Annotated in this window: 23 protein-coding genes; 10 read left to right on the top strand and 13 right to left on the bottom strand. The window is 68.3% G+C overall.

Annotated elements, in window-relative coordinates:
* The first annotated feature begins 5 nt into the window (after positions 1-5).
* A complete protein-coding gene (locus ACFQRE_RS09125; RefSeq protein ID WP_380121350.1) occupies positions 6-1,112 on the top strand; it encodes an LOG family protein in 1,107 nt (368 codons plus the stop codon).
* Here ACFQRE_RS09125 and ACFQRE_RS09120 read toward each other — a convergent pair.
* Positions 1,096-2,289, bottom strand: a complete 1,194-nt coding sequence (locus tag ACFQRE_RS09120; protein ID WP_380121348.1) for a monooxygenase — start codon at positions 2,287-2,289, stop codon at positions 1,096-1,098. The genes ACFQRE_RS09125 and ACFQRE_RS09120 overlap by 17 nt on opposite strands.
* A 455-nt stretch (positions 2,290-2,744) precedes the next feature.
* Here ACFQRE_RS09120 and ACFQRE_RS09115 point away from each other — a divergent pair, with 455 nt between their 5' ends.
* On the top strand, positions 2,745-3,350 hold the full coding sequence (locus ACFQRE_RS09115; RefSeq protein ID WP_380121346.1) for a hypothetical protein: 606 nt from the start codon (positions 2,745-2,747) through the stop codon (positions 3,348-3,350).
* Between the two features lie 179 nt (positions 3,351-3,529).
* Positions 3,530-3,877, top strand: a complete 348-nt coding sequence (locus ACFQRE_RS09110) for a hypothetical protein (protein ID WP_380121343.1) — start codon at positions 3,530-3,532, stop codon at positions 3,875-3,877.
* Between the two features lie 614 nt (positions 3,878-4,491).
* On the opposite strand, the gene rlmN is transcribed toward ACFQRE_RS09110, so the two are convergent.
* Positions 4,492-5,715 carry a 23S rRNA (adenine(2503)-C(2))-methyltransferase RlmN gene (gene rlmN, locus ACFQRE_RS09105; protein ID WP_380121341.1) on the bottom strand — a complete coding sequence of 408 codons (1,224 nt, stop codon included), beginning with the start codon at positions 5,713-5,715 and terminating at the stop codon, positions 4,492-4,494.
* Positions 5,716-5,784: 69 nt separating this feature from the next.
* Here rlmN and ACFQRE_RS09100 point away from each other — a divergent pair, with 69 nt between their 5' ends.
* Positions 5,785-6,648 carry a DUF3626 domain-containing protein gene (locus ACFQRE_RS09100; protein WP_380121339.1) on the top strand — a complete coding sequence of 288 codons (864 nt, stop codon included), beginning with the start codon at positions 5,785-5,787 and terminating at the stop codon, positions 6,646-6,648.
* Here the strand turns inward: ACFQRE_RS09100 and ACFQRE_RS09095 are convergent.
* The 3 genes from ACFQRE_RS09095 to pyrH all read right to left on the bottom strand — a co-directional run bounded on the left by ACFQRE_RS09095 (position 6,638) and on the right by pyrH (position 8,989).
* Entirely contained in the window at positions 6,638-7,552 is a 915-nt protein-coding gene (locus ACFQRE_RS09095; RefSeq protein ID WP_380121337.1) for a phosphatidate cytidylyltransferase, read from the bottom strand. The two genes, ACFQRE_RS09100 and ACFQRE_RS09095, sit on opposite strands and share 11 nt — an antisense overlap.
* A gap of 21 nt (positions 7,553-7,573) precedes the next feature.
* On the bottom strand, positions 7,574-8,131 hold the full coding sequence (gene frr, locus ACFQRE_RS09090; protein ID WP_380121333.1) for a ribosome recycling factor: 558 nt from the start codon (positions 8,129-8,131) through the stop codon (positions 7,574-7,576).
* Between the two features lie 105 nt (positions 8,132-8,236).
* Positions 8,237-8,989 carry a UMP kinase gene (gene pyrH / locus ACFQRE_RS09085; RefSeq protein WP_009778257.1) on the bottom strand — a complete coding sequence of 251 codons (753 nt, stop codon included), beginning with the start codon at positions 8,987-8,989 and terminating at the stop codon, positions 8,237-8,239.
* 92 nt (positions 8,990-9,081) lie between these two features.
* Between pyrH and ACFQRE_RS09080 the strand changes: the two genes are divergently transcribed.
* The gene (locus tag ACFQRE_RS09080; RefSeq protein WP_380121330.1) at positions 9,082-9,702 is read left to right on the top strand and encodes an antibiotic biosynthesis monooxygenase; all 621 of its coding nucleotides are present in this window, start codon (positions 9,082-9,084) and stop codon (positions 9,700-9,702) included.
* Between the two features lie 140 nt (positions 9,703-9,842).
* Here the strand turns inward: ACFQRE_RS09080 and tsf are convergent, their stop codons facing one another.
* Positions 9,843-10,673, bottom strand: coding sequence for a translation elongation factor Ts (tsf, locus tag ACFQRE_RS09075; RefSeq protein WP_380121327.1), 831 nt, complete (start codon positions 10,671-10,673; stop codon positions 9,843-9,845).
* Between the two features lie 61 nt (positions 10,674-10,734).
* Positions 10,735-11,703 (bottom strand): 30S ribosomal protein S2, encoded by a 969-nt coding sequence (rpsB, locus tag ACFQRE_RS09070; RefSeq protein WP_380121325.1) that lies wholly within the window; start codon positions 11,701-11,703, stop codon positions 10,735-10,737.
* 321 nt (positions 11,704-12,024) lie between these two features.
* On the opposite strand from rpsB, the gene ACFQRE_RS09065 reads away from it, so the two are divergent.
* On the top strand, positions 12,025-13,269 hold the full coding sequence (locus ACFQRE_RS09065) for an MFS transporter (RefSeq protein WP_380121322.1): 1,245 nt from the start codon (positions 12,025-12,027) through the stop codon (positions 13,267-13,269).
* 24 nt (positions 13,270-13,293) lie between these two features.
* Positions 13,294-13,611: a DUF1232 domain-containing protein gene (locus ACFQRE_RS09060; RefSeq protein ID WP_380121320.1), complete on the top strand. Its 318-nt coding sequence runs from the start codon at positions 13,294-13,296 to the stop codon at positions 13,609-13,611.
* Here ACFQRE_RS09060 and ACFQRE_RS09055 read toward each other — a convergent pair.
* Together ACFQRE_RS09055 and ACFQRE_RS09050 are read right to left on the bottom strand one after the other, a co-directional pair.
* Positions 13,604-14,506, bottom strand: coding sequence for a S66 peptidase family protein (locus tag ACFQRE_RS09055; RefSeq protein ID WP_380121318.1), 903 nt, complete (start codon positions 14,504-14,506; stop codon positions 13,604-13,606). The two genes, ACFQRE_RS09060 and ACFQRE_RS09055, sit on opposite strands and share 8 nt — an antisense overlap.
* Positions 14,507-14,542: 36 nt before the next feature.
* The gene (locus tag ACFQRE_RS09050; protein WP_380121315.1) at positions 14,543-15,685 is read right to left on the bottom strand and encodes a TDT family transporter; all 1,143 of its coding nucleotides are present in this window, start codon (positions 15,683-15,685) and stop codon (positions 14,543-14,545) included.
* Positions 15,686-15,779: 94 nt separating this feature from the next.
* On the opposite strand from ACFQRE_RS09050, the gene ACFQRE_RS09045 reads away from it, so the two are divergent.
* A complete protein-coding gene (locus ACFQRE_RS09045; RefSeq protein ID WP_380121313.1) occupies positions 15,780-16,709 on the top strand; it encodes a LysR family transcriptional regulator in 930 nt (309 codons plus the stop codon).
* Positions 16,710-16,726: 17 nt separating this feature from the next.
* Here ACFQRE_RS09045 and ACFQRE_RS09040 read toward each other — a convergent pair whose 3' ends face one another.
* Together ACFQRE_RS09040 and ACFQRE_RS09035 are read right to left on the bottom strand one after the other, a co-directional pair.
* Positions 16,727-17,401 (bottom strand): hypothetical protein, encoded by a 675-nt coding sequence (locus ACFQRE_RS09040; protein WP_380121310.1) that lies wholly within the window; start codon positions 17,399-17,401, stop codon positions 16,727-16,729.
* A 75-nt stretch (positions 17,402-17,476) separates the two neighbouring features.
* The gene (locus tag ACFQRE_RS09035) at positions 17,477-18,169 is read right to left on the bottom strand and encodes a DNA alkylation repair protein (protein WP_380121308.1); all 693 of its coding nucleotides are present in this window, start codon (positions 18,167-18,169) and stop codon (positions 17,477-17,479) included.
* Positions 18,170-18,212: 43 nt separating this feature from the next.
* Between ACFQRE_RS09035 and ACFQRE_RS09030 the strand changes: the two genes are divergently transcribed.
* Positions 18,213-19,373 (top strand): pyridoxal phosphate-dependent aminotransferase, encoded by a 1,161-nt coding sequence (locus tag ACFQRE_RS09030; protein ID WP_380121306.1) that lies wholly within the window; start codon positions 18,213-18,215, stop codon positions 19,371-19,373.
* A 91-nt stretch (positions 19,374-19,464) separates the two neighbouring features.
* The gene (locus tag ACFQRE_RS09025; RefSeq protein WP_380121304.1) at positions 19,465-20,067 is read left to right on the top strand and encodes a M23 family metallopeptidase; all 603 of its coding nucleotides are present in this window, start codon (positions 19,465-19,467) and stop codon (positions 20,065-20,067) included.
* Here the strand turns inward: ACFQRE_RS09025 and ACFQRE_RS09020 are convergent.
* Both ACFQRE_RS09020 and ACFQRE_RS09015 read right to left on the bottom strand, forming a co-directional pair.
* The gene (locus tag ACFQRE_RS09020) at positions 20,040-21,254 is read right to left on the bottom strand and encodes a DUF3152 domain-containing protein (RefSeq protein ID WP_380121301.1); all 1,215 of its coding nucleotides are present in this window, start codon (positions 21,252-21,254) and stop codon (positions 20,040-20,042) included. The two genes, ACFQRE_RS09025 and ACFQRE_RS09020, sit on opposite strands and share 28 nt — an antisense overlap.
* On the bottom strand, positions 21,247-22,224 hold the full coding sequence (locus tag ACFQRE_RS09015; RefSeq protein WP_380121299.1) for a tyrosine recombinase XerC: 978 nt from the start codon (positions 22,222-22,224) through the stop codon (positions 21,247-21,249). Before ACFQRE_RS09015 ends, ACFQRE_RS09020 begins: the two co-directional genes overlap by 8 nt.
* Positions 22,225-22,242: the final 18 nt, after the last annotated feature.

Here is a 22,242-nt window from a genome sequence, read left to right as displayed (position 1 = left end):
CCGTCATGGACGAGATCGAGAGCCTGCGCGACCTCGATGTCGCCGTCGCGAGTGGAGCTCCGCTGTCGGGTCTGCGGCTGCAGGACCTCGATCTCACCCGCCACGAGGACCGGCTCCTCGCCCGGACCGACCTCGACGGCGTCGTCGTCCTCGGCGGCCGCCTCTCCCCCGAGCTCGACGAGCACCTGCGACTCCACGGAGCGCTCGTCTTCCCCACGGACCCGCACGCCCCCGTCAACCCCTACCGCTCGAGCCTCTACCAACCCCACGAGCTCTATGCGGGCCTGACGAAGTACGGCTACGAGCAGACCCCCGATGCGCGCGCCCATTCCTGGTCACACGAAGCCGACCTCCATCGTGACGTCTTCGTCACCCTCCTGCGCGCCATCCACGACGACTCCGTGAGTGACGCCCTCACCGAGTTCGTCGGCGACGCACCCGTCGTCGGCGTCATGGGCGGACACGCGCTGATGCGCGACAGCGAGGCGTATGCCGGTGCCGCACGTCTTGGACATCAGCTCGCCTCCGCGGGTCTGGTCGTCGCCACCGGCGGTGGGCCCGGCGCCATGGAGGCGGCCAACCTCGGCGCGCTGTGCCCGTCGGATGCTGTGGTGAGCGAGGCACTCGGGCGACTGGCCGGCATACCCACGTTCCGTCCCTCGATCGCGAACTGGGCCAGGCTGGCTCTGGACGTCTACGACGACATCGTGCGAATCCCCCTGCCGGACACGGCAGTTCGCTCGATCGGCATCCCCACGTGGTTCTACGGGCACGAACCGCCCAACGTCTTCTGCAACGGCATCGCGAAGTACTTCAGCAACGCCATCCGTGAGGACGGGCTTCTTGCGCGTTCGACCGCTGGCCTCGTCGTTCTCCATGGTGCCGCGGGCACGGTGCAGGAGATCTTCCAGTCGATCACGCCGCTGTACTACGCCGACGCCGCGCGCACTCTCGCGCCGCTGGTCCTCGTCGGTGTCGACCACTGGTCACGCGAAGTGCCGGTGTGGAACGCCATCGAGGCACTCGGGCGCGAGCGCGGCATGGGTCGGGTCGTGCACCTCGTCGACACCATCGACGAAGCCGCCGAGCTGGTGCTCAGCTCGCGCGCGTGAACAGGACGATACCGAGGCACATCTCGTCGGTCGTGCCCTCGCCCCACGCGACGTAGCGCTCCTTGGTCCCCTTGTAGGCCGGGAGGACGTCGCGCAGCGCCTGGTCGTGGGTGCAGGTCACGGTGACCTTGTCACCCTTCTTGACCGCGTACGGCGTCGTGAGCGGGATCGCACCCTGGTCGTCGAAGTTCCACACCGGGAGGTCGAGAACCCGTTTGGCCTGAGGCGTGCCCTTGTTGACGTCGACGGTGATCGACTTGCCGAGCAGGTGCATGTGACCCGAGACGGCGCGGATGAAGCCGGCCTCGGTGACCGGGCGGGTGCACGACTGCGTTGGCCCGGGCTTGAGTTCACCGCAGAGCAGGTGCAGCAGGTCTGCGGTCGCGACCTCCTCGCCGAAGCGCTTGCGGATGTCGGCGACGGCGGGCGTGCGGGCACAGAGTTCGCCGGGGGTGCCCTTGCGGCACGGGAGTTCGACCGGGGCCGGGAGGAGCATCGTCTCGAGGGGGGTCTTCTTGCCGGCGCTGGCGGGCGTGAGACGCAACCGAGCCTTGCTCTGGTCGGCGCCACCACCGGCGAGGAGGTTGTAGTGCATCTGGATGACGATGCGCGAGCCCTTGGCCAGCGGGATGCCGATGTCGTCGGCCATGACCCGCTCGCCACCACCGGGAGCCCACGCGCCGACCCATTCGGCGTTGTTGAGCTGCGCGGCGGGACCGCTGTCGACACCCGATCCACCGAAGCAGGTCCAGCCCTGCTCGGCGTCCCTCGCGTCCCTGGCCTTGGCCGCGGCGACGTTGGCCGGGTCGACCTTGTAGAGGATGACGTGGTGCACGGCCGCCGGGTTGTCGGGCTCGATCTTGACGCCGCTGACGATCATGTCCTGCGCGAACTTCGGGTCCACGAGGAAGCAGCGGTAGTCGTCGGTGCCCGTGCCGAACGGGGCCTTGGGGGTGTACTTCGCCGCCATGGACAGCTCTTCGAACGTCTCGCCCGGACGCAAAGCGACATCCGCGGGCTCCGGCTTGCTCTTGGCCTTCGCCGCTGCCGGGGACGCCGCGTGGGTGGTGCTGTGCGAGTCCTCACCGCGAAGGTTGTCGGGCAGCGTGCTGCCACAAGCAGACAGGGTCAGGGCGGCGACGATGCCGACCGCAGCAGTTCGCAGGCGCAGGCGCATTACCCCACAGTAGCCCCGCTGGACACACTCGCCCAAGGAACCGCGGACCCGGGACCCGGGACCCGGGTCCCGGGTCCCGGGACGGGACATGACGAGCAGGGGGCGCAGGCGGCATACGCCACCGTCGGCGTGGTGAGACGATGCAGGGAGTCGCGGCAGCGAGCTGACCGCAGGCGCCGTCGATGTCGGAACCACGGGTGTCGCGCACGGTCGTGGGATGCCGTGGGCGCGCAGCCGCTCGACGAACTGCTGCTCAACCCCGCGGCGCGACGCCGTCAGCTTCTGCAGCACCATGAGAGCGTCGAGAGTTTGTGGCTTCCGTGGCAGGCCGAGTGCGCGTTCCGCCCGCAGTGTTCGTGATTCGTTAAGGGTCTTGCACGAGGCTACCCAGTCCCCTACCTTGGGCTTAAGGGTGCCATGGGTTGGGAGGGGCCATGCTGTTGAGGTCGTCATCGGTGAGTGTGGTCATCGCCCTGCTCGCACTTCTTGGGGTTGCTGGGTGCTCGGACGTTCCGTCCGCCGAAGCCCCGCCAGACGATGTCCGAACCCTTGAGGTGGACGGCCCCCTCTACAACACGCTCGACACACTGACGGCCGCGTCCCACCTAGTAGTGCTGGCAACTCCAGTTTCGGCACGTCAGGGCGATGAAGTCTCACCGGGCGACGACCTTCGGTTTCGAGAGGTGACGGCGAACGTCGAGAAGGTGGTCTATTCGTCGACGGGGTGGACGGGGAAGCAGGTCATCATGCTTGAAGAGGCGTGGGCTGGGGACGAGGCGATATCCATCCAGGGTCGCCCTTGGACAGCGCTGCAGCAGTCCGCGTATTTTTTCTTGCGGTCGAGCGCATCGCAACCCGGAGCATTCATCTTCGTCGGTTCGCAAGGCCGAATCGACAGCGACTCCGGTGGCGCGGTGGCTCGCGTTTCTGGGCCCAAGAACAGTCTCACCGAGAGCACGTCGGGCCTGAGTGCGACGGGGCTGGAGAAGGCCGTCACGCAGGCCGGTGACCGCGTTCGGCGAGGGGAACTAACGGCCCACCCCATGGGCGACCCCCAATAGCGACATCCTGCCGACCAAGAGGAAACATGCCAGGGACAAAATTCACCGCGATCGTCCTACTGGGCGCACTGGCCTCGCTGCCGACGGACCACGGAGACTTACTTCCGCCCGACAACACTGCCCAGTACGTCACGTCACCCAGTTTGACGCCACGCGGCGTCGTTGCCCGGAACCAGGGCATGGCCCAACTCAACCGAAGTGACATCAATACCGCCTTCGGCTCTGGTGACATCTATGTCGCCGACAACTTCTACGACGCTACCTGGTGGGGATACGCGCAGTGCTCACAGCGCACGAACAATCTCCTGCGATGCGACCTGTGGACCGTGTCGTTCAACGAGCGCACGCTGCCTGCGGACGACTACTGGTGGCGCAAGGTCGGTTGTCACGAGTTCGGCCACACAGGTGGCCTTGGCCATCGCACCTCCGCGGACGACACCGACACAAACTCGTGCATGCGGGAGGGCAGGGTGTCTGTCCAGCAACTCGACTCTCATGACTTGAACCAGATCAACAGCCGGGTGTGATCGCCCCCTCGAATGTTCCAAGTGTCTCGAGCGCCGGATCCGAAATCTGATCTGCTGAAGAGCGACGGAGACGCAGCCGGGTACGCGACATCACGACCTCCTCGAATGGCGTGACCTTCGCCGGTCGCGGTGCCCCATCCAAGGCCCCTTGGTCCCCTTGTAGCTCGGAGGACTCCGCTCAGGGCCCGGTCGCCTCTCCTTGTCGGAGCGCTTATGGATGCCGGCAACTGTGGTGGGGCGGCCGCACATCTCGCCATCGATGACCTGCACGGAGACGTCGAAGCCTGACGGCTCGCGGTCGAAGCAGCCCTCACCATCGGATACAGCGACGCCCGCGCCGAGAGCTCCACCCGCCTCGCCAAACACGTCGGACGCATCGCTTTCGGCTTCCGCGACCCGACCACCCACCCAGATACTGGACCTTCACCCGCCACACAGGCCGCTGTCAGACACGAAAACCGTGCTGACCGGTTGACTTCGGAGAGCCAGTTTGGCCGAGCCGACAAAGGTCAACTGGTCAGGGCCTCACCAGATGACAGGCACTCGGCGCGGCGCTTTTCCAAAAGCGCAGGCTGAGCGGGCGGCATACTCGCCGCCGTGGAACATGACGAGCGTCAGGGAGTCGCGGCAGCGAGCTGGCCGCAGGCGCCATCGATGTCGGAGCCGCGGGTGTCGCGGACCGTGGTGGGGATGCCGTAGGCGCGCAGGCGCTCGACGAACTGCTGCTCGACCCCACGTCGCGACGCCGTCCACTTGGAACCGGGCGTCGGGTTGAGCGGGATCGGGTTGACGTGCACCCAGCCCTTGCCGCGCGCTGTGAGTTTCTTGCCGAGGAGGTCGGCGCGCCACGCCTGGTCGTTGATGTCCTTGATCAGGGCGTACTCGATGGACACGCGTCGGCCGGTTGCCTCGAAATAGCGGTATGCCGCGTCGATCGCTTCGTCGACCTTCCACCGGGTGTTGATCGGGACGAGTTCGTCGCGCAACTCGTCGTCGGGGGCGTGAAGGGACAGCGCGAGAGTCACCGGGATGCCTTCGGCAGCAAGCTTGTCGATGGCCGGCACGAGACCCACGGTTGACATCGTGATGCCACGAGCCGACATGCCGAGGCCGTCGGGGGTCGGGTCGGTGAGGCGACGGATCGCGCCGATCGCTGCCTTGTAGTTGGCCAGGGCCTCGCCCATGCCCATGAAGACGACGTTGCTCACGCGCTCCGGTCCTGCGGAGCCTGTCGACCCCTCAGCTGTGTCCTCATCGGCCTCGTCGCCCAGGCCGGCCTCGGCCGGGTGGGTCGCGCCGATCGCGGGGAGGGCGCCGTGGCGGAGCTTGCGGTTGGCGTCGACGACTTGCTCAACGATCTCGGCGGCCGACATGTTGCGGGTGAGCCCGGCCTGGCCGGTGGCGCAGAACGGGCAGTTCATGCCGCAGCCCGCCTGGCTGGAGATGCAGATCGTGACGCGCTTGGGGTAGCGCATGAGCACCGACTCGACGAGGGCGCCGTCGTGGAGCCGCCACACCGACTTGAGCGTCGCGCCGCGGTCGGCCTCGAGGGTCCGCACCGGCGTGAGCAGTGTTGGGAGGAGGTCGGCGACGAGCTGGTCGCGCACAGCCTTGGGCAGGTCGGTCATCTCCTCGGGCGACTCGACGAGCCGCTCGAAGTAGTGAGTGGACAACTGCTTGGCCCGGAAACCCTTGTGGCCCAACTCCTCGACGGCGGCCTTGCGCTCAGCCGGAGAGAGGTCCGCGAGGTGGCGCGGCGGCTTGCCGCGGCGGGGCGCGTTGAAGGTCAACTGCCCCGGCACCGGAGGGCCGACGGTGGGTTCAGGAAGGGAAGTCATCAGATCAAGTGTCCCACTGTTGGGAGCCCAACTCGCACGCTCAGGAGCAGGTTTGAGAAGGTGGGCGCCATGGTGCCGCCCCACACTCGCGCGCTCGAGCACGTCACGTCCCTCGCGACCGGTGGTCCAGTCGAGCCGTCCCATCGCGTGACCCTGAACTTCCACCCCGACCGGCTCGTGGGTGGACCCGGCGGCATGCCGATCCTCGAGATGATGGCGCGGGACGGGCGCTACCGTTCCCAGTTCGAGACCGGCACCAGCAACGGTGGTCTGACGGCACACCCCGGCGGCGACCGGTGGCGGTGGGAGAGCCGCATTTTCGCGGGCGCGTACGACGACGCCGATGCGGCCCACCGGCCCAAGTACGGCTCGCTCAACTTCCGTGGTCGTGCGATCGGTGGCTCGCCCCGCTTCGGTTCGGCCCATTTCCGCCTCTCTGCGGAATCCCTGGGCCGCACGACGTTCTGCTACCCCGACAGCTACGAGGAGCCGGAGCACTTCGGTGTCGAGTCACGGGTGTCGACGTTGGTGGCGATGGCCGAGGCCGACGATTCCAGCAGGGACGAAGTGCTCGATGACTACGTCGAGGCTCACGTGCACGGCGAGCTCCTCCTCGATCGCGATGTGGAGGCGTTGGTCCTGGACCCCTGCTATCGGGGCACCTCGATCGAGGAGACGGCCGACCGGTTGGGCTGCTCAGTCGAGTGGCACAGCGGCTTCCGACTGCCCCTCGACGGGATGCGTCGCCATCCGGACTACCGAGGCCCCGAGTTCGTGTCGCTCGGCGAGGAGATCGCCAGCGATGGTCTGCTCGACCCGGCGATCATCGGCGACGCGTCACGCACCGGCCGCTACGACGAGCAGTCACTCAAACGGGTGTGGCACTACGTCGCCCGACTCGGTAGCGCGGAAATGCCAGAGCTCAGGGAGTAGCCCAGAGGAGCAGCGCCCAGACGACGGGGATGCAGACCACGAGCGAGTCGAGCCGGTCCATGAGGCCGCCGTGGCCCGGGAGCAGCGTGCCCATGTCCTTGACGCCGAGGTCGCGCTTGATGCTCGACTCGATGAGGTCACCGACGGTCGCGGTCGCAGCGACCACGCCACCGATGACGGCGCCCTTCCACCAGGGTCCGTCGAGCAGGGTGGCGATGCCCACGGCGCCCACGACGGCGCAGGTGAAGGCCGACCCGGCGAAGCCCTCCCAGGACTTCTTGGGCGACAGCGACGGCGCCATGGGGTGCTTGCCGAGGACGACACCGAACGCATAACCACCGATGTCCGAGGCAACCGTGACAAGGACGAAGTAGATGATCCGCAGATGGCCGTCGTCGGCCGAGAGCAGCAGAGCCGCGAACCCGCCGAGGAAGCACGGGTAGAGCGCCACGAACAGGGCCCCACCGATGTCCCGGATGGCACCGTCGAGGCCGTCGGCGACCCTCCAGACCAGGATCCCGACGCAGGTGAGGCCAAGGGTGAGGAAGAGCGCCTCGGGGCCACGGAAGAAGGCGGAGAGCACCATCGACGCGGAGCCGATGACCACCGGCACCAGTGGCACCTCGATGCCGGCCTGGCGCACGGCCCGACGCATCTCCCACGCGCCGATCGCCATCGCGATCACGAGGACGACGAGGAAGGCCTCGCGCCGGACGAGCAGCGAGGCGAGCACGACGACTGCCAGCCCGACACCGACGCCAATGGCGGCAGGCAGGTTGCGACCGGCCTTCGGGGTCTTCGGGGCCGATCTGGTCGCCTGCGCAGACTGCATGGACTGCGCAGACTGCGCGACCTGCGGGGACTCGGGGGCCGCTGAGCCGTCAGTCGTGGGTGAGTCGCTCATCGCTGAGCCGTCCGCTCGAGGTCAGACCTCGAGCAGCTCGGTCTCCTTGCCCTTGAGCACCTCGTCGATGGTGTCGACGTACTTCTTCGTCGTGGACTCGAGGTCCTTCTCGGCGCGTGAGCCCTCGTCCTCGCCGACGTCGCCGTCCTTGACGAACTTCTCGATGGACTCCTTGGCGGTGCGGCGGATGTTACGGATCGCGACCTTCGCGTCCTCGGCCTGGGTGCGCGCCATCTTGATGTACTCCTTGCGGCGCTCCTCGGTGAGCTGCGGCAGGATGCACCGGATGATGTTGCCGTCGTTGGACGGGTTCACCCCGAGGTCGGCGTCACGCAGGGCCTTCTCGATGCCCGCCATCGACCCCTTGTCGAACGGGGAGATGAGGATCGTGCGCGCTTCGGGCGTCTGGAACGACGCAAGCTGCTGCAGCGGGGTTGGCGCACCGTAGTAGTCGACGATCACCTTGTTGAACATGCTGGGGTGGGCCCGACCGGTGCGGATGCCGGCGAAGTTCTCCTTGGCCACCTCGACGGCCTTCTCCATCTTTTCCTCGGCCTCGAGCAGGGTGTCGTCGATCATGCGGGTCAAGTCTCCTTCGGTATGCCGCGCCGCTGAAGTCAGGCGGCAGGGTCCAGTCTGTCAAACAATCGAGTGAGCGCGTCAGCGACTCGTCAGCTCAGGTGCTCAGGCGGTGACGAGGGTTCCGATGCGCTCGCCCTGGATGGCGCGGGTGATGTTGCCCTCGCCCTCCATGCCGAAGACCATCATCGGCAGGTCGTTCTCCATGCAGAGGCTGAACGCGGCTGCGTCGACAACCTGGAGGCCCTTCTGCAGCGCCTCCCGGTAGGTCAGGGTGTCGAGCTTGCGTGCATCCGGGTTGGTCCGCGGGTCCGAGTCGTAGACCCCGTCCACGCCGCTCTTGGACATGAGCACCATGTCGCAGTGGCACTCCAGGGCGCGCTGGGCGCTCACGGTGTCGGTGGAGAAGTACGGCATACCGGCTCCTGCACCAAAGATCACCGCACGCCCCTTCTCGAGGTGACGGATCGCGCGACGCGGGATGTAGGGCTCGGCGACCTGACCCATCGTGATGGCGGTCTGCACGCGAGTGTCGATGCCTTCCTTTTCCAGGAAGTCCTGCAGCGCGAGGCAGTTCATCACGGTGCCGAGCATGCCGATGTAGTCGGCGCGCGAGCGATCCATGCCCTTCTGCTGGAGCTCGGCTCCGCGGAAGAAGTTGCCACCACCGACGACGATGGCGACCTGAGTGCCGCCGTTGATGGCTGCGGCGATCTGCTTGGCGATGCCGCGCACGACCTCGGGGTCGACGCCGATGCTGCCCCCGCCGAACACCTCTCCGCTGAGCTTGAGAAGCACCCGTCGAGCGCGCTCACCAGTGGTGGTGGGAGCGAGCCCAGTCTGGACGTCAGTGGTCACCGTGCCTCCTCGGCAGTGTCTTCTGGCGGTGCCCCGAATCCTCGCACACAGCGGCGGTGTCGAAGGCCCCCGGGGTTGGCACACTGTCACCCGTGACCGACACCGCCGCACCGGCCCCGAACACCTCCGGCCCCGTCACCGTGGCGATCACCCGCCGGGTGAGCCCCGAGGACGAACTCCTCATGCGCGCCTGGGCTGACGCGGGCACCCAGATGGCCAACCACTTCCCCGGCTTCCTCGGGTCCGGGTGGGTGCGCCCCTCGACCGGCTCGCACGACTGGCACATGCTCTATCGCTTCGACAGCCGTGACTCCCTCAGATTCTGGGAGGAGTCATCCGAACGCACGCGCTGGCTCGCCGCCGGCACCAACCTCGTGCAGGACACCCGCATCGAGCACCGCACCGGCATCGAGGGCTGGTTCGACGACCCCGAGGAGCGCGCCGTCGACGACATGCGCACGGATGCCGAGCCTGCCGTCGCTCCCCCGGCCCCGCCACGCTGGAAGCAGATGTGCATCATCTGGCTGGCCTTCTTTCCGACGAGCCTCGCCCTGACCTATGCCTCGGCCGGCTTCACCAGGGACTGGCTGCCGGTGTTCCGCGTGCTGCTCACGACACTCGTCGCCACACCCCTCATGACGTACGTGATCCTGCCGAGGGTGACCAAGCTCTTCCACCCCTGGCTCACCCGCACCCGCGATGCCCCGGGCTGAACACTCGAGCTACCGCACCGTAGGCGGCGTGATCATCCCACCTACGGTGCGGTAGCTCCCGCGAAGTGCCCCAGACGCACGTATGCCGCCCGCTCAGTGAGCGGACGGCATACGCAATGCGTGTGGTTCAGACCGAAAGGTCAGCCACCGACGCGGAAGCGTGCGAAGGACGTCGCCGTGGCGCCGGCCTCCTCGAGGACCTTGGCAACGGTCTTCTTGGGCTCCTTGGCGAACGGCTGCTCGAGCAGGACGTTCTCCTTGAAGTAGCCGTTGACGCGACCCTCGACGATCTTGGTGAGAGCAGCCTCGGGCTTGCCCTCCTCCTTGGCCGTGGCCTCGGCGACGCGACGCTCGTTCTCGACCGTTTCGGGGTCGACCTCGTCACGCGTGAGGACCGTCGGGCTGAACGCGGCGACGTGCATCGCGACGTCACGAGCAACCTGCTCGTCGCCACCATCGGTCGCCACGAGGACGCCGATCTGCGCGGGCAGGTCGGGGCTCGTCTTGTGGAGGTAGGCCGCCACAACCGGAGCCTCGATGCGGGCAACGCGCTTGACCTCGATCTTCTCGCCGATCGTCGCGTTGGCGCCGTCGAGGAGATCCTTGACCGACTGTCCGTCGGGCAGGGTGCTCGCGAGGAGCTCGTCGGCCGAAGCCGACTTGGTGTCGACGGCCTGCGTGAAGACCTGGTCGGCGAGGGCGATGAAGTTCTCACCCTTGGCGACGAAGTCGGTCTCGCAGAGGACCTCGACGAGCGTGCCGACGCCACCCTCGGCCTTGGCGATGACGAGACCGTTGGAGGTGGAACGACCCTCGCGCTTGGTCACGCCCTTCTGGCCCTTGACCCGCAGGATCTCGGTGGCCTTGGCCTGGTCGCCGTCGGCCTCATCGAGTGCCTTCTTGACGTCGAGCATGCCGGCACCCGTGGAGGCACGGAGCGCCTTGATGTCAGCGGCGGTGTAGTTCGCCATGTGTGTGTGCGCTTCCTTTGCGTTGAAAGTCGAACAGAGAAGTGGTGGAACAGAGGTTGGGTCAGGCCTTCTCGGCCGGAGCGGCCTCAGCCTCGACGGGAGCCTCGACAGCAACCTCGGCCTCGACCGGGGCAGCCTCGGCGGGGGCCTCGACAGCAACCTCAGCCTCGGCCGGAGCGGCCTCGACAGCGTCGGCTGCAGCAGTGGCGCCAGCCTCCGGGGCAACGGCCTCGGCGGTCTCGGCAGCAGCGTCAGCGTCGCCACCGAGGAGCTCGCGCTCCCACTCGGGCAGGGGCTCGTCGGCTGTGCCCTCGGCGTCAGCAGCGGCGTTGTTGCCACCCGAACGCGCGATGAGGCCCTCGGCCACGGCGTCGGCGATGACTCGCGTCAGCAGGGTGACGGAGCGGATCGCGTCGTCGTTGCCGGGGATCTTGTAGTCGACCTCGTCGGGGTCGCAGTTGGTGTCGAGGATCGCGATGACGGGGAGCCCGAGCTTGCGCGCCTCGTTGACCGCGAGGTGCTCCTTCTTGGTGTCCACGACCCACACTGCGGACGGGACCTTGGACATGCCGCGGATGCCACCGAGGCTCTTGTCGAGCTTGTCGCGCTCACGCTTGAGGAGCAGGAGCTCCTTCTTGGTGCGGCCGGAGCCGGCAACGTCGTCGAAGTCGATCTCGTCGAGCTCGACGAGGCGGGTCAGACGCTTGGAGATCGTCTGGAAGTTGGTGAGCATGCCACCGAGCCAACGGTGGTTCACGTAGGGCATGCCGACGCGCGTCGCCTGCTCGGCGATGGGCTCCTGGGCCTGCTTCTTGGTACCGACGAAGAGGATGCTTCCGCCGTGGGCAACGGTCTCGCGCACGAACTCGTACGCGTTGTTGATGTAGGTCACCGACTGCTGCAGGTCGATGATGTAGATCCCGTTGCGCTCGGTCATGATGAAGCGCTTCATCTTCGGGTTCCAACGACGGGTCTGGTGCCCGAAGTGGACGCCGCTCTCGAGGAGCTGGCGCATGGTGACAACGGCCATGCCGGTGTTCTCCTTGTGCTGGTGTTTCAGTTACGTCGGCTGCGCACGGGTCGTGCACTGCCTGCCTGGCGTCTGAAACGCACCACGCCGTATGCCGTGTGCTCCGGTGGAGCAGGCCCATGGACTGTCGTGGTGCGCCCCGCTTCGTGGTGGTCCAGTCAGCGGCGAGAGACGCGCGAATTAGGTCACCGTGGGCATGCACGCATGCAGGCACACGAAGACCGCCCTCAATCGTACGCGTGAACGGCCGTGCCGAGAAATCCGCTCCTGCGGAGGAAAGAGGTATGCCGCCCGCTCGCCTCCCGCGTAGCGTCACCTCTCGTGTCACGTCTGGGGGAAGCACTCGCGCCGTCGCGTCTCGGGACGCCGTTCCGGTGGCTCATGTCGGCGTCGTGGTCGAGCAATATCGGGGATGGGATCGCCTTGGCGGCCGGCCCTCTGCTGGTGGCGTCACAGACCCGCAACCCGACCCTCGTGGCCATGGCCGCGCTGCTCCAACGCCTGCCCTGGCTGCTGTTGGGACTCTGGGCCGGGGCCGTCGCCGACCGGCTCGATCGCAAACGCATCATCATCACGGCGAACTGCCTGCGCGTGCTCGTCGTCATCGCCCTGTGCACCTTCATCGCCACGGACCACATCTCGATCGGCGTCGTCCTGGCGACGATGTTCGTCTACGGGGTGTGCGAGGTCTTCGCCGACTCGACGACAGGCACATTGCTGCCGATGGTCGTGGAGCGCGACGATCTGCGGACCGGTCAGGTGCGGCTGCAGGCAGGGTTCCTCACCGCCAACCAGCTCGTCGGTCCGCCGGTGGGTGCCTTCCTCTTCGCGGCAGGCATGGTGTGGCCGTTCGTCACCCAGGTCCTGCTCGTCGTCCTCGCCATTGGGCTCGTCGACCGCATGGAGCTCCCCCGAGGTGGAGTGCGCGGAACCGTCGACACCCACATTCGGGCCGACATCGTCGATGGCCTGCGCTGGGTCCGCCACAACGCGGCGATGCGCACGCTTGCCCTCGTCATCCTCACCTTCAACATCACGTGGGGTGCGGCCTGGTCGATCCTCGTGCTCTATTCACTCGACCACCTGCACATGGGCGCCATCGGCTTCGGCCTGCTCACGACCGCGAGCGCCGTCGGTGGAGTCCTGGCGACGACGAACTTCGACCGGCTCTCGCGGCGGTTCTCGCTGGCGACGCTCATGAAGGTCTGCCTCCTCGCCGAGGTCGTCACCCACCTCGCCCTGGCGTTGACGACCAACGGTTGGGTCGCGATCGGCATCATGACGATCTTCGGCGCCTACGCCTTCACCTGGGGGACGGTGAGCAACACGATCCGACAGCGATCCGTCCCCACGGCATACCAAGGTCGGGTCGGCAGCGTCTACATGACCGGACTGTTCCTCGGGCTCGTCATCGGGCAGGCCATCGGCGGGCCGATCGCCGAGCAGTGGGGGCTCACGGCGCCGTTCTGGTTCGCGTTCGTCGGCACCGCTGTGATCCTCGCGCTGGTCTGGCGCCAGCTCGACTCCATCGCCCACGCTGGCGACGACGACCCAGACGCCATCTGAGCCTCGACACGGGACACTCAGGGCATGGACGACGTCATCCGGGCGGTTCTCATCGCGATCGCCGTGCTTCTCGGCCTGTTCCTGCTGGGGGTCGGACTGCTGATGTGGCGCTACCGGATTCCGCCGCGTGGGCTGGTGGCCCTGGCCACGGCAGGCTTCTACCTGGTCGTCCCCGTCGACGTCATCCCCGAAGCACTGCTCGGGCCGGTGGGTCTACTGGACGATGCCGGCGTCGTGGGGGTGGCGGTGCTGTTCGCCCTGCGAGTCGCGCGAGCGCGCCGGGCCCTCCTCGACTCGGGGGTCGACTTCAGCCGTCGTAAGCGCAGCAGCGATCTCAGCTGAGTCGGAGCTCCCCACCACCGAGCTTGACGTCGGCGCCGTGGGGCAAGGCGCAGTTGAGGAGCGCGTGTCCAAACGTCCCTCCCGCCCACACTGGAACGCCCAGCGGAAGCAGGCGGTCACGCAGGACCAACTCGATCTCGGCGGGGGTCGCGTCCATGGTGAAGTCGCCGACGAGTACCCCACGCACGCCGTCGAACCACCCCGCGCGCAGGAGCTGGGTGAGGCTGCGGTCGAGGACGAAGCCGTGCTGCCCGACGTCCTCGAAGAAGGCGATCCCACCGCGAGCGGGGACCAGGTCACCCGTGCCGACCGATGCGGCGAGGAGCGCGACATTGCCTCCCACGAGCGGACCGGTCACCTCACCGTCATGCCAGGGCGTCAATCCCGTGAGAAGCGGAGCATCGTCCGCCTCCCCGAACAGCAGGGCGCGCAGCGACTCGATCCCGGGTTCCTCGCCGTCGGACAGTCCCGCGACCATGGGTCCGTGGATGCTCTGGAGTCCGGCTTCGACGGCGATCCGGTGCAGCAACGGGGTGACGTCCGAGAAGCCCACGAGCCACTTGCCCTTCCCTGTCGCCAAGGTCTCGCGCGGCAGGACCGCGAGCAGCCGCTGCAGGCCGTATCCACCACGCGCGCAGATGATCGCCGCGATAGATGGGTCCATCCAGGCTGCCGCGAGGTCCGCGGCACGGTCGATGTCGCGTCCGGCCAGTTCGTTGCCTGGGTCCGTGTCCCAGAGGTGCGCACTCTCGACGACCTCGAGGCCCCAGCCACGCAGGCGCGCAATGCCCGCTTCCACACGCGGTCGGTTCACGTCACCGGCCACGGCGCTCGAAGGCGCGATGACGGCGACCCGGTCGCCGGCGACGAGGGATCGGGGTGCGCGAAGGACCATGTCGGCCATCCTCACAGAGCGCGGCGACGGGCCGGCTCAGGCGGGGAGGCGGAGGAGCCGACCGGTCCATGCGCCTCGAGCCGTGCGGAAGGCGACGGTGGCCCACGCAAGGACGAGGCCGGCATACAGGGCAAGAGCGGTGACCACGAGGAAGGTCGCGCCGGTCGCGGCAGCGAGTCCCGACGTCCCCGTCACGACCGTGCCGACCGGGAAGGTGAACGACCACCAGGTCAGGGAGAACGGCAGACCGCAACGCGCCGTGCGGATCGTCACTGTCGCGGCAATGGCGAGCCACATCATGGCGAAGCCCCACATCGGCAGTCCGAAGACGAGTCCCATGGCGTTGAAGGCGGATCCGTACGGCTCGGGCAGAACGGTCGCCGCCGCGACGCCCAGCGTGTGGGCGGCGGTGACGGACTGGCCGAGTGGGCCGAGGACGATCCAGAGCGTCGGGACAGCTGCTGCGGCGCCGATCTTGTGGTGGACGAGCTTCCCCCAGATGAGGGTGATGACGATGAGGCTCGCCACGAGGGTGAGGCCGAACATCATCGTGCAGGCGAGCTGCATCGCGAGCTGCCATTGACCGGCCGGCAGGTGCGGCAGCAGCAGTGGTCCGGTCGCAGCGCTGACCATGGGCGGAACGACGGGCATGAGCCAGCCGCCGAAGGCCGAGTCGGGCGCCACCTCGTGCGTGGTGAACGCCCTGACGGGGACGGCGACGGCGGTCCAGAGGCCGAGGAGCGTCCCGCTCAGCCACAGCACCGAGGCCATGGCGATGGCGGCCGAGCGGCCGACGACGGGCTCACCGACGAGAAGAGCCCCTGACCCCACTGTCATGAGCGCCATCGCCGGGGCTCCGTAGAAGTGGGACATCACCGGGTTGTCCAGGTGGCTGCGGGCGGTGTCGCGATGCTGTACCCAGTGGACTGCGGTGGCGGCGAGCACCAGGGCGAGCAGGAGGACGTCGAGAGCCCACACGATGCGCGCGACGCCGAGCAGCCCCGGGACGGGCACGGGCAGGGTCGCGGCGGCGTTCGCCACGATGCCCGTACCCATGACGGCGGCGAACCAGTTCGGGCCGATGAAAGCGAAGGGCGACTGGTTGCCGAGAGCGGACAGGAATCCAGTCCCGGTGGCGCCCTCCGTGTGAGAGGGGAGCCGGGTCAGGGTGGTCGTCATGGCTTCCACTCTGGGGGCCTGGCCTGGGGCCCACCAGAAGCCGCAACCCTGTCCATCCACAAGATGACCTTGTGTCTGGCATACGGTATGGCTTGTGTCTTCCCGAGTCCCTGACGTCACCGGCCTGCGCCTCATCGTGGGCATCGCCCGCCACGGCAGCATCGCCGGCGCGGCTCGCGACGCGGACATCAGCCAGCAGGCGGCGTCGGAACGACTGCGCGGCATCGAGGGGCAGATGGGCCTGACCCTGGTGCACCGAGGCTCGCGCGGGTCCCGGCTCACCCCGGCCGGTGAGGTCGTCGCTCAGTGGGCCGTCCGCCTGCTCGACCTCACCGACGAGATCGACGGGGCGATCGACGGCCTGCGCGGTGATCGCGGGCGTGACCTCACCGTCTGGTCGAGCATGACGATCGCCGAGAACCTCCTCCCCCGCTGGCTCGTCCTGCTGCGGGAGCGCCAGCTCGCGGCTGGCGAACAGGCCACGACCGTGAGCCTCACGGCCGACAACAGTGGTCATGTCATCGAAGCGGTGCGTTCCGGAGCCGCGCACCTCGGTTTCGTCGAGGGGGTCGAGCCACCGGCTGGCCTGCGCCGCGTCGACCTCGCCCGGGACGAGCTCGTCCTCGTCACCGCGGCGGGCTCGCGGCTGTCCCGAAGGCGCACCCCGCTCACACCGGCCGACGTGTCGTTGTTGCCACTCACGAGCCGCGAGCGAGGGTCGGGCACGCGCGACGTCATCGAGCACGCCCTGGCCGCTCACGGCCTGACGATGGCGGACTCGGTCGTGGAGCACACGACCGCGACGGCGGTGCGCGAGGCAGTGCTCGCCGGTGGCTCGCCTGCCTTTCTCAGCCGTCGGGCGATGGCGCGCGAACTCGCGTCCGGCCACCTCGCGGTCGTACCGACGCCATCGCTCGAACTGGACCGGGTCTTCCGCGCGGTCTGGGTCGGTGGCCGCAACCCACCCGCAGGCCCTGCCCGCGAACTCGTCGGCATCGCCGCCACCGCACTCAGAGGTGCTTGAGCGCCTCGCGCTGCCGGTCAGCGCCCCTGGGCCTGCGCGAACAGGACGACAAGGCCTCGCACCTCCGGAGACAGTCGCAGCTCGTCGATGCCACCGCGAGCCTCATCGGCTGCGCCGTTGGCCACGGACACTTCGATGCGTCCGGTGCTCTCGCGGTAGGCGGATCCGAGGAACTTGGTGCCCAGGCGCGCTCGGAGCACGGAACCGATGTGCTCCATCACCTGGACGGACTCTTCGTGGCTCAGCACTCGATCCGCGACCACTCTGGCGCCTGTGGCATCTGCCACCGTGGCGGCCGCGTCGCGCGCCTGCGCATCGGCCCGCTGGGTGAGGAACAACGAGTGAACGCCGCCATCACCGATGGCCGATCCGGCAAAGGCATCGGGGAACCGAGTGGCGAAGTCGGTAACCCCCCTCACAAACTCGCCCTGCCCCCCATATTTCTTCAGCACCTCATCGAGCGGTGTGCCTGAGTCTGCGGCGAATTGCCGCAGGTCCGCCAGCTCCTCGGCGGGGATGCCCTCCAGTTGCGCGAGCGAAACCGCGGCAGACTGACTCGTTGTTTCCTCGGAGTTCGTTGCGGCCTCGGCGCCAGACACTGCGAGCGTGGCGACCATCGCGCAGGCGAACAGGCCGAACGTCCTCGTGCGAGCGCCACAATTCTGCAGTGGCCTCTCGTCCCACGTTCCCATCACCCGCCCCTTTCCCCGACGTGTGACTCCACAGTCCTCCTGTGAGCGCCCGACCGTCAACGACCCTCGTCGGGCTCAGAGGTGCTTGAGCGCCTCACGTCGGCTGAGACCCGAGAGCCGCTGCCCGTGGGCGTCGACGAAAGCCCTCACCCACGCCGGGTCGGTCCTGGCGTACTGCCGCAGCGCCCACCCGATCGCCTTGCGGACGAAGAACTCCCGATCGTCGAGGTTCGGCTCGATGACGTCCTCGAGGAGCGTGGTGTCGGTGCGGTCCTTGTGACGGAGCTGGCTGATGATCGCTGATCGACGCAGCCACATGTCCTCGTCCTCGGCCCACGCACGCATCCGCAGCCCCTCGCCCTCGGGGTCGAGCAGCAGCACGTCACCGACGACGTTTCCGACCTCGTCGACGTAGTCCCACCACGCGCCCCTCACGATGATGTGCCGGACGAGCGGCATGACGTCCGGGTCCCGCCACGAGCGGTAGGTGCGGTGGCGGATCAGGGCGAGGGCGGCATACCTGTCCTCACGGAACTCTGCCCCGTCCCAGAGCTCACGGATCGCACTTTCCCAATCCGAGCGGGTCTCGATCCGCAAGGCGGGATCGGCGAGCAGGGGCCGCAGCAACCCATGGCGCTGCGGGGAGGTGAGGCCGAGGAACGGCATCTCGCTCTTCATGTAGCGCTGCTGCCCGACCGCCCGATCCGCGTTGGCGCCAGAACGCAGGGCGCCGCGGATCGCGTCGAGGAGCTCGGAACCGTCGGACATGATGCCGAGCCTAGGCGTGGCCACTGACGCGTAGCCTGCGAACATGGATTCCCCTCTCGTGCACCGGATGCAGGGCTTCGGGTCGACGATCTTCGCGGAGATGACAGGGCTGGCCAACGAGCACGGCGCCCTCAACCTCGGCCAGGGTTTCCCCGACACGGACGGGCCGCAGGAGATCCTCGACGCGGCGAAGGCGGCCATCGACCGTGGGCGCAACCAATACCCACCGGGCCCTGGCGTGCCTGAGCTCCTGGACGCAATCGCCGCTCACCAGAAGCGTTTCTACGGTCTGGACGTCGACGCGCGCTCCGAGGTCCTCGTCACCGTCGGGGCCACCGAAGCCATCGCCGCGACCATCCTTGCGCTCTGCGAGCAGGGCGACGAGGTCGTCACCTTTGAACCTTTCTATGACTCGTATGCCGCGTCGATCGCCTTGGCGGGAGCCGTGCGGCGGACGTCCGTGTTGCGCTTCCCCGACTTCGCCGTCGACGAGCAGTCTCTGCGGGCTGCCTTCTCGTCGCGCACCCGATTGGTCCTCCTCAACACCCCACACAACCCGACGGGCAAGGTCTTCACCCGCGCCGAGCTCGAGCTGATCTGCGCGCTCGCTCGCGAGTTCGATGCCTGGGTCGTCACCGACGAGGTCTACGAGCACCTCGTCTTCGACGGGCTGGAGCATGTCCCTGTGGCGACGTTGCCGGGGATGGCCGACCGCACGCTCACCATCTCGTCGGCAGGCAAGACCTTCTCGGTCACGGGCTGGAAAGTCGGCTGGGTGAGTGGCCCGGCGGAGGCCATCGCGGCGGTGCGGACGGTCAAGCAGTTCCTCACCTATGTGGGGTCGGGACCGTTCCAGCCTGCGGTTGCGCTCGGCCTGGGTCTGGCAGACGAGGTGTATGCCGGTCTCTCGCGTTCCATGGAGGCCAAGCGTGATCTGTTGGTCTCGGCACTGCGTGGCATCGGCCTCGACGTGTCCGTCCCGGGCGGGACGTACTTCGTCATCGCCGACGCGGCACCGCTGGGGGCAACCGACGCGCTGACGTTCTGCCGGGAGCTGCCGGTGCGCGCCGGTGTCGCCGGTGTCCCGGTGTCGGTCTTCCACGACGACGTCGAGGCAGCGCGCACGCTCGTGAGGTTCGCCTTCTGCAAGCGGGACGACGTCCTGCGCGAGGCAGCGCAACGCTTGTCGGCCCTGCGAGCCTGACTGTCCACAGGCGACCGCACTGGCATCCGCTGTCCACAGAACGTCGGCTTGGGGATGGCGGCGTCTCCGGTTGACGTCGCAGGGTCGAGGAATGTCGACCACCTCAGCCCTCCGCCGCCTGCTCCTCGTCCTGAGTGTTGCGGGCAGCCTCGTGCCCGGTGCGAGCCTCGGCCCATCGATGGCGCCACGGGCTGCACCGACTGCCGTGACCTCGGCGCGTGCTCCCGCGGGGTTGGTGGACCCGGGCGACCTCCGGCGGACATGGTCCTGGCCGCTCACCCCTCGGCCCGCAGTGCTGGCGCCCTTCGTTGCTCCGGCGTCGACCTACGGACGGGGCCATCGCGGCATCGACCTGACCGCGGTGCAGGGACAGGACGTCCGTGCGGTCGATGCCGGAGTCGTGACGCACGTCGGCGTCATCGCTGGTCGCGGCACGATCAGCGTCACGCATGAGTCAGGGCTGCGCAGCACCTACGAACCTGTTCGGGGCGCCGTCGCCGTGGGCGCGCACGTGCCCGAAGGCCAGGTCATCGGCACCGTTGTGGGGCGGTCGCACTGCGGCGGCGCGTGCCTGCACCTTGGTGCGCTCGTGGGCTCGGCCTATCTCGACCCACGACCCCTGCTCGGCGGAGGACCGGTGATCCTGCTGCCCCTGCGTGATCCCACTCAGCCCGCGGTGGGCCACGGGTTCTGAAGGCACCCGTCCAGGCCCTTGCTCTGCTGGAGCATGACCGGAGCCAGGGCGCCCTTGCGGGGGCACTCGACGTGGCCGTGGTAGAGCCCGTGGCCGGTCTCGTGGTTGACCATGTACTGCCGGTACGCCACGAGGTTCGTGCCGTAGCCGGGCACTGCTTCGGTCCAGCGGCGGGCGTTGAGCACCACCTTCTTCATGTTGAAGCAGGACACCTCTCCTCGGGTCTTGAGGGGCGCACAGAGCTTGTCGGTGAGGTCGGGGCTGGCCAGCACGATCGTGATGTCGACGTCGCCGGCCTCGAGAGCGGCTGGTGAGACGGCCCGGAAGCGCACTTGGTCACGGGTCTGCCAGCCACGCCTGTCGCCCAGCGTCGTGGAGATGATCGCCGCCGCCTCGGCTGCGTTGACGCCGGCACCACGCTCCACCTCGAGCCCGACCCGCACGGTGCGCATGGGGTTGATCTGCGGTGCAGCGATCGTTGGCAGCGCCACCGAGTCGAGTTTGCCCGTTCCCGATTCGGGCACGGGCTTCGCGCCACGGTCAGGGGTGGTGGCCGGGGCCGACTCCAACTCCTCGGCGGCCGGCGTCGGATCGGACTGTTGTTGAAGGGCGGCCGCGGAGAGATCTCCCGCCTGACGCTGCGGCGAGGTGGTGCTCGGCCACAAGGACCACAGGAAAACCGCGAGGGCCGTCGTGAGGACCAGAGCAGCGAGGGCCCGGCGACGCGCAAACGTCGCGGGGCTCGTCCGGGTGGGAGGGCTCGGCGCGCGTCGTCGTGACCTGGTCTCGAGCTCGGCCTCCTGAGTGGGGGGAACCATCTCGACCGGGCCGACGCCGCCGCGGGCGGTTGATTGGCGCCGCGCGTTCTCAGCCTCCAGACGTCGTCGGCGTTCTGCACGAGTCAGCCAGGCGGAGTCCTCGATGACAACCAGCGCGGGGGTCTCGAGCTCGGGGTCCACTCGCCGCTCACCGCGACCTCGGGGTGGGTCCGCGCGACGGTGATCCCGCCGTTCGCGGCGCGAGCGCTCCTGAGAGGCTTCGTGGCGGGGGGCGCGCTCGTGACCCCGGTGCTGGTCACGCTCGGTACGCCGACGGTCGGCCCGGCGCGCGGGCGGGCTCGCGTCCTCGTCGGTGAGGGACGAGCGGGGCTCGCTCACCCAGTCGGGGAGTCCGAGGTCGTCAGGCACGGGGATGGGCCTGGGCGTAGGAGGCAGCAAGTCGTTCGATGGATACGTGCGTATAGATCTGGGTCGTGGCGAGTGACGCGTGTCCAAGAAGCTCCTGGACCATGCGCAGGTCTGCGCCTCCCTCGAGGAGGTGCGTCGCTGCACTGTGGCGAAGTCCGTGGGGACCAAGATCTGGCGCATCGGGCACGTGGGTCAACATGTCGTGGACGAGGGTACGCACCTGTCGGGGGTCGATGCGCCGTCCCCGCTGTCCGAGGAAGAGACCTGCGCCACTTCCCTCCACGACGAGACGCGGTCGACCCCGTTCGAGCCACTCACCGAGCGCCGTTCGGGCCGGGCCGCCGAAGGGCACGCGCCGCTCCTTATCCCCCTTGCCGATGACGCGCACGACGTTCGAGTGGAAGTCGACATCGTCGATGTCGAGGCCGGTCAGCTCGCCGACCCGGACCCCGGTTGCATAGAGCAGTTCGAGGACCGCTCGATTGCGGAGGTGGACCGGATCGTCGTCATCGGCCGCCACAGCGGCGACATCGAGCAGGCCGGCCGCGTCATCCTTGGCGAGCACGGGCGGGAGGGTGCGGTGTCGCTTGGGTGCGACAAGTCGCAGCGACGGATCGACCGTCACGTGGCCCTGACGCGTCGCCCAACCGAAGAACGTCCGCAGGGAGGCCGAACGCCGGGCCACACTCGATCGCGCCGCACCCGACGCCGCCAGAACCCCCAACCAGGCCCGCAGGTCGGCCAAGCGAATGTCCTGCAATGGCGTCTGCGGAGCGGACGACGCGCCACCCCCGCTGACGTCCGCGACCGAGGCGCTCCCCGGGTCACCTGAGATGGGGTCACCGTCCACGTGGGCGAGGAAGTCCCGCAGATCCGCGAGATAGGCGCGGATGGTGTGCGGCGACCTGCTCCGCTCCAGCCGCAGATGACGCTCGAAGGCGTCGATCACTGCTGGCCGAGAGGCACTCACACCCTGCACGCTCTCATC

The sequence above is a fragment of the Knoellia pratensis genome (assembly GCF_042666395.1).
In the GTDB taxonomy this organism is placed as follows: domain Bacteria; phylum Actinomycetota; class Actinomycetes; order Actinomycetales; family Dermatophilaceae; genus Knoellia; species Knoellia pratensis.
This window is presented reverse-complemented; position numbering and strand designations above follow the sequence as displayed.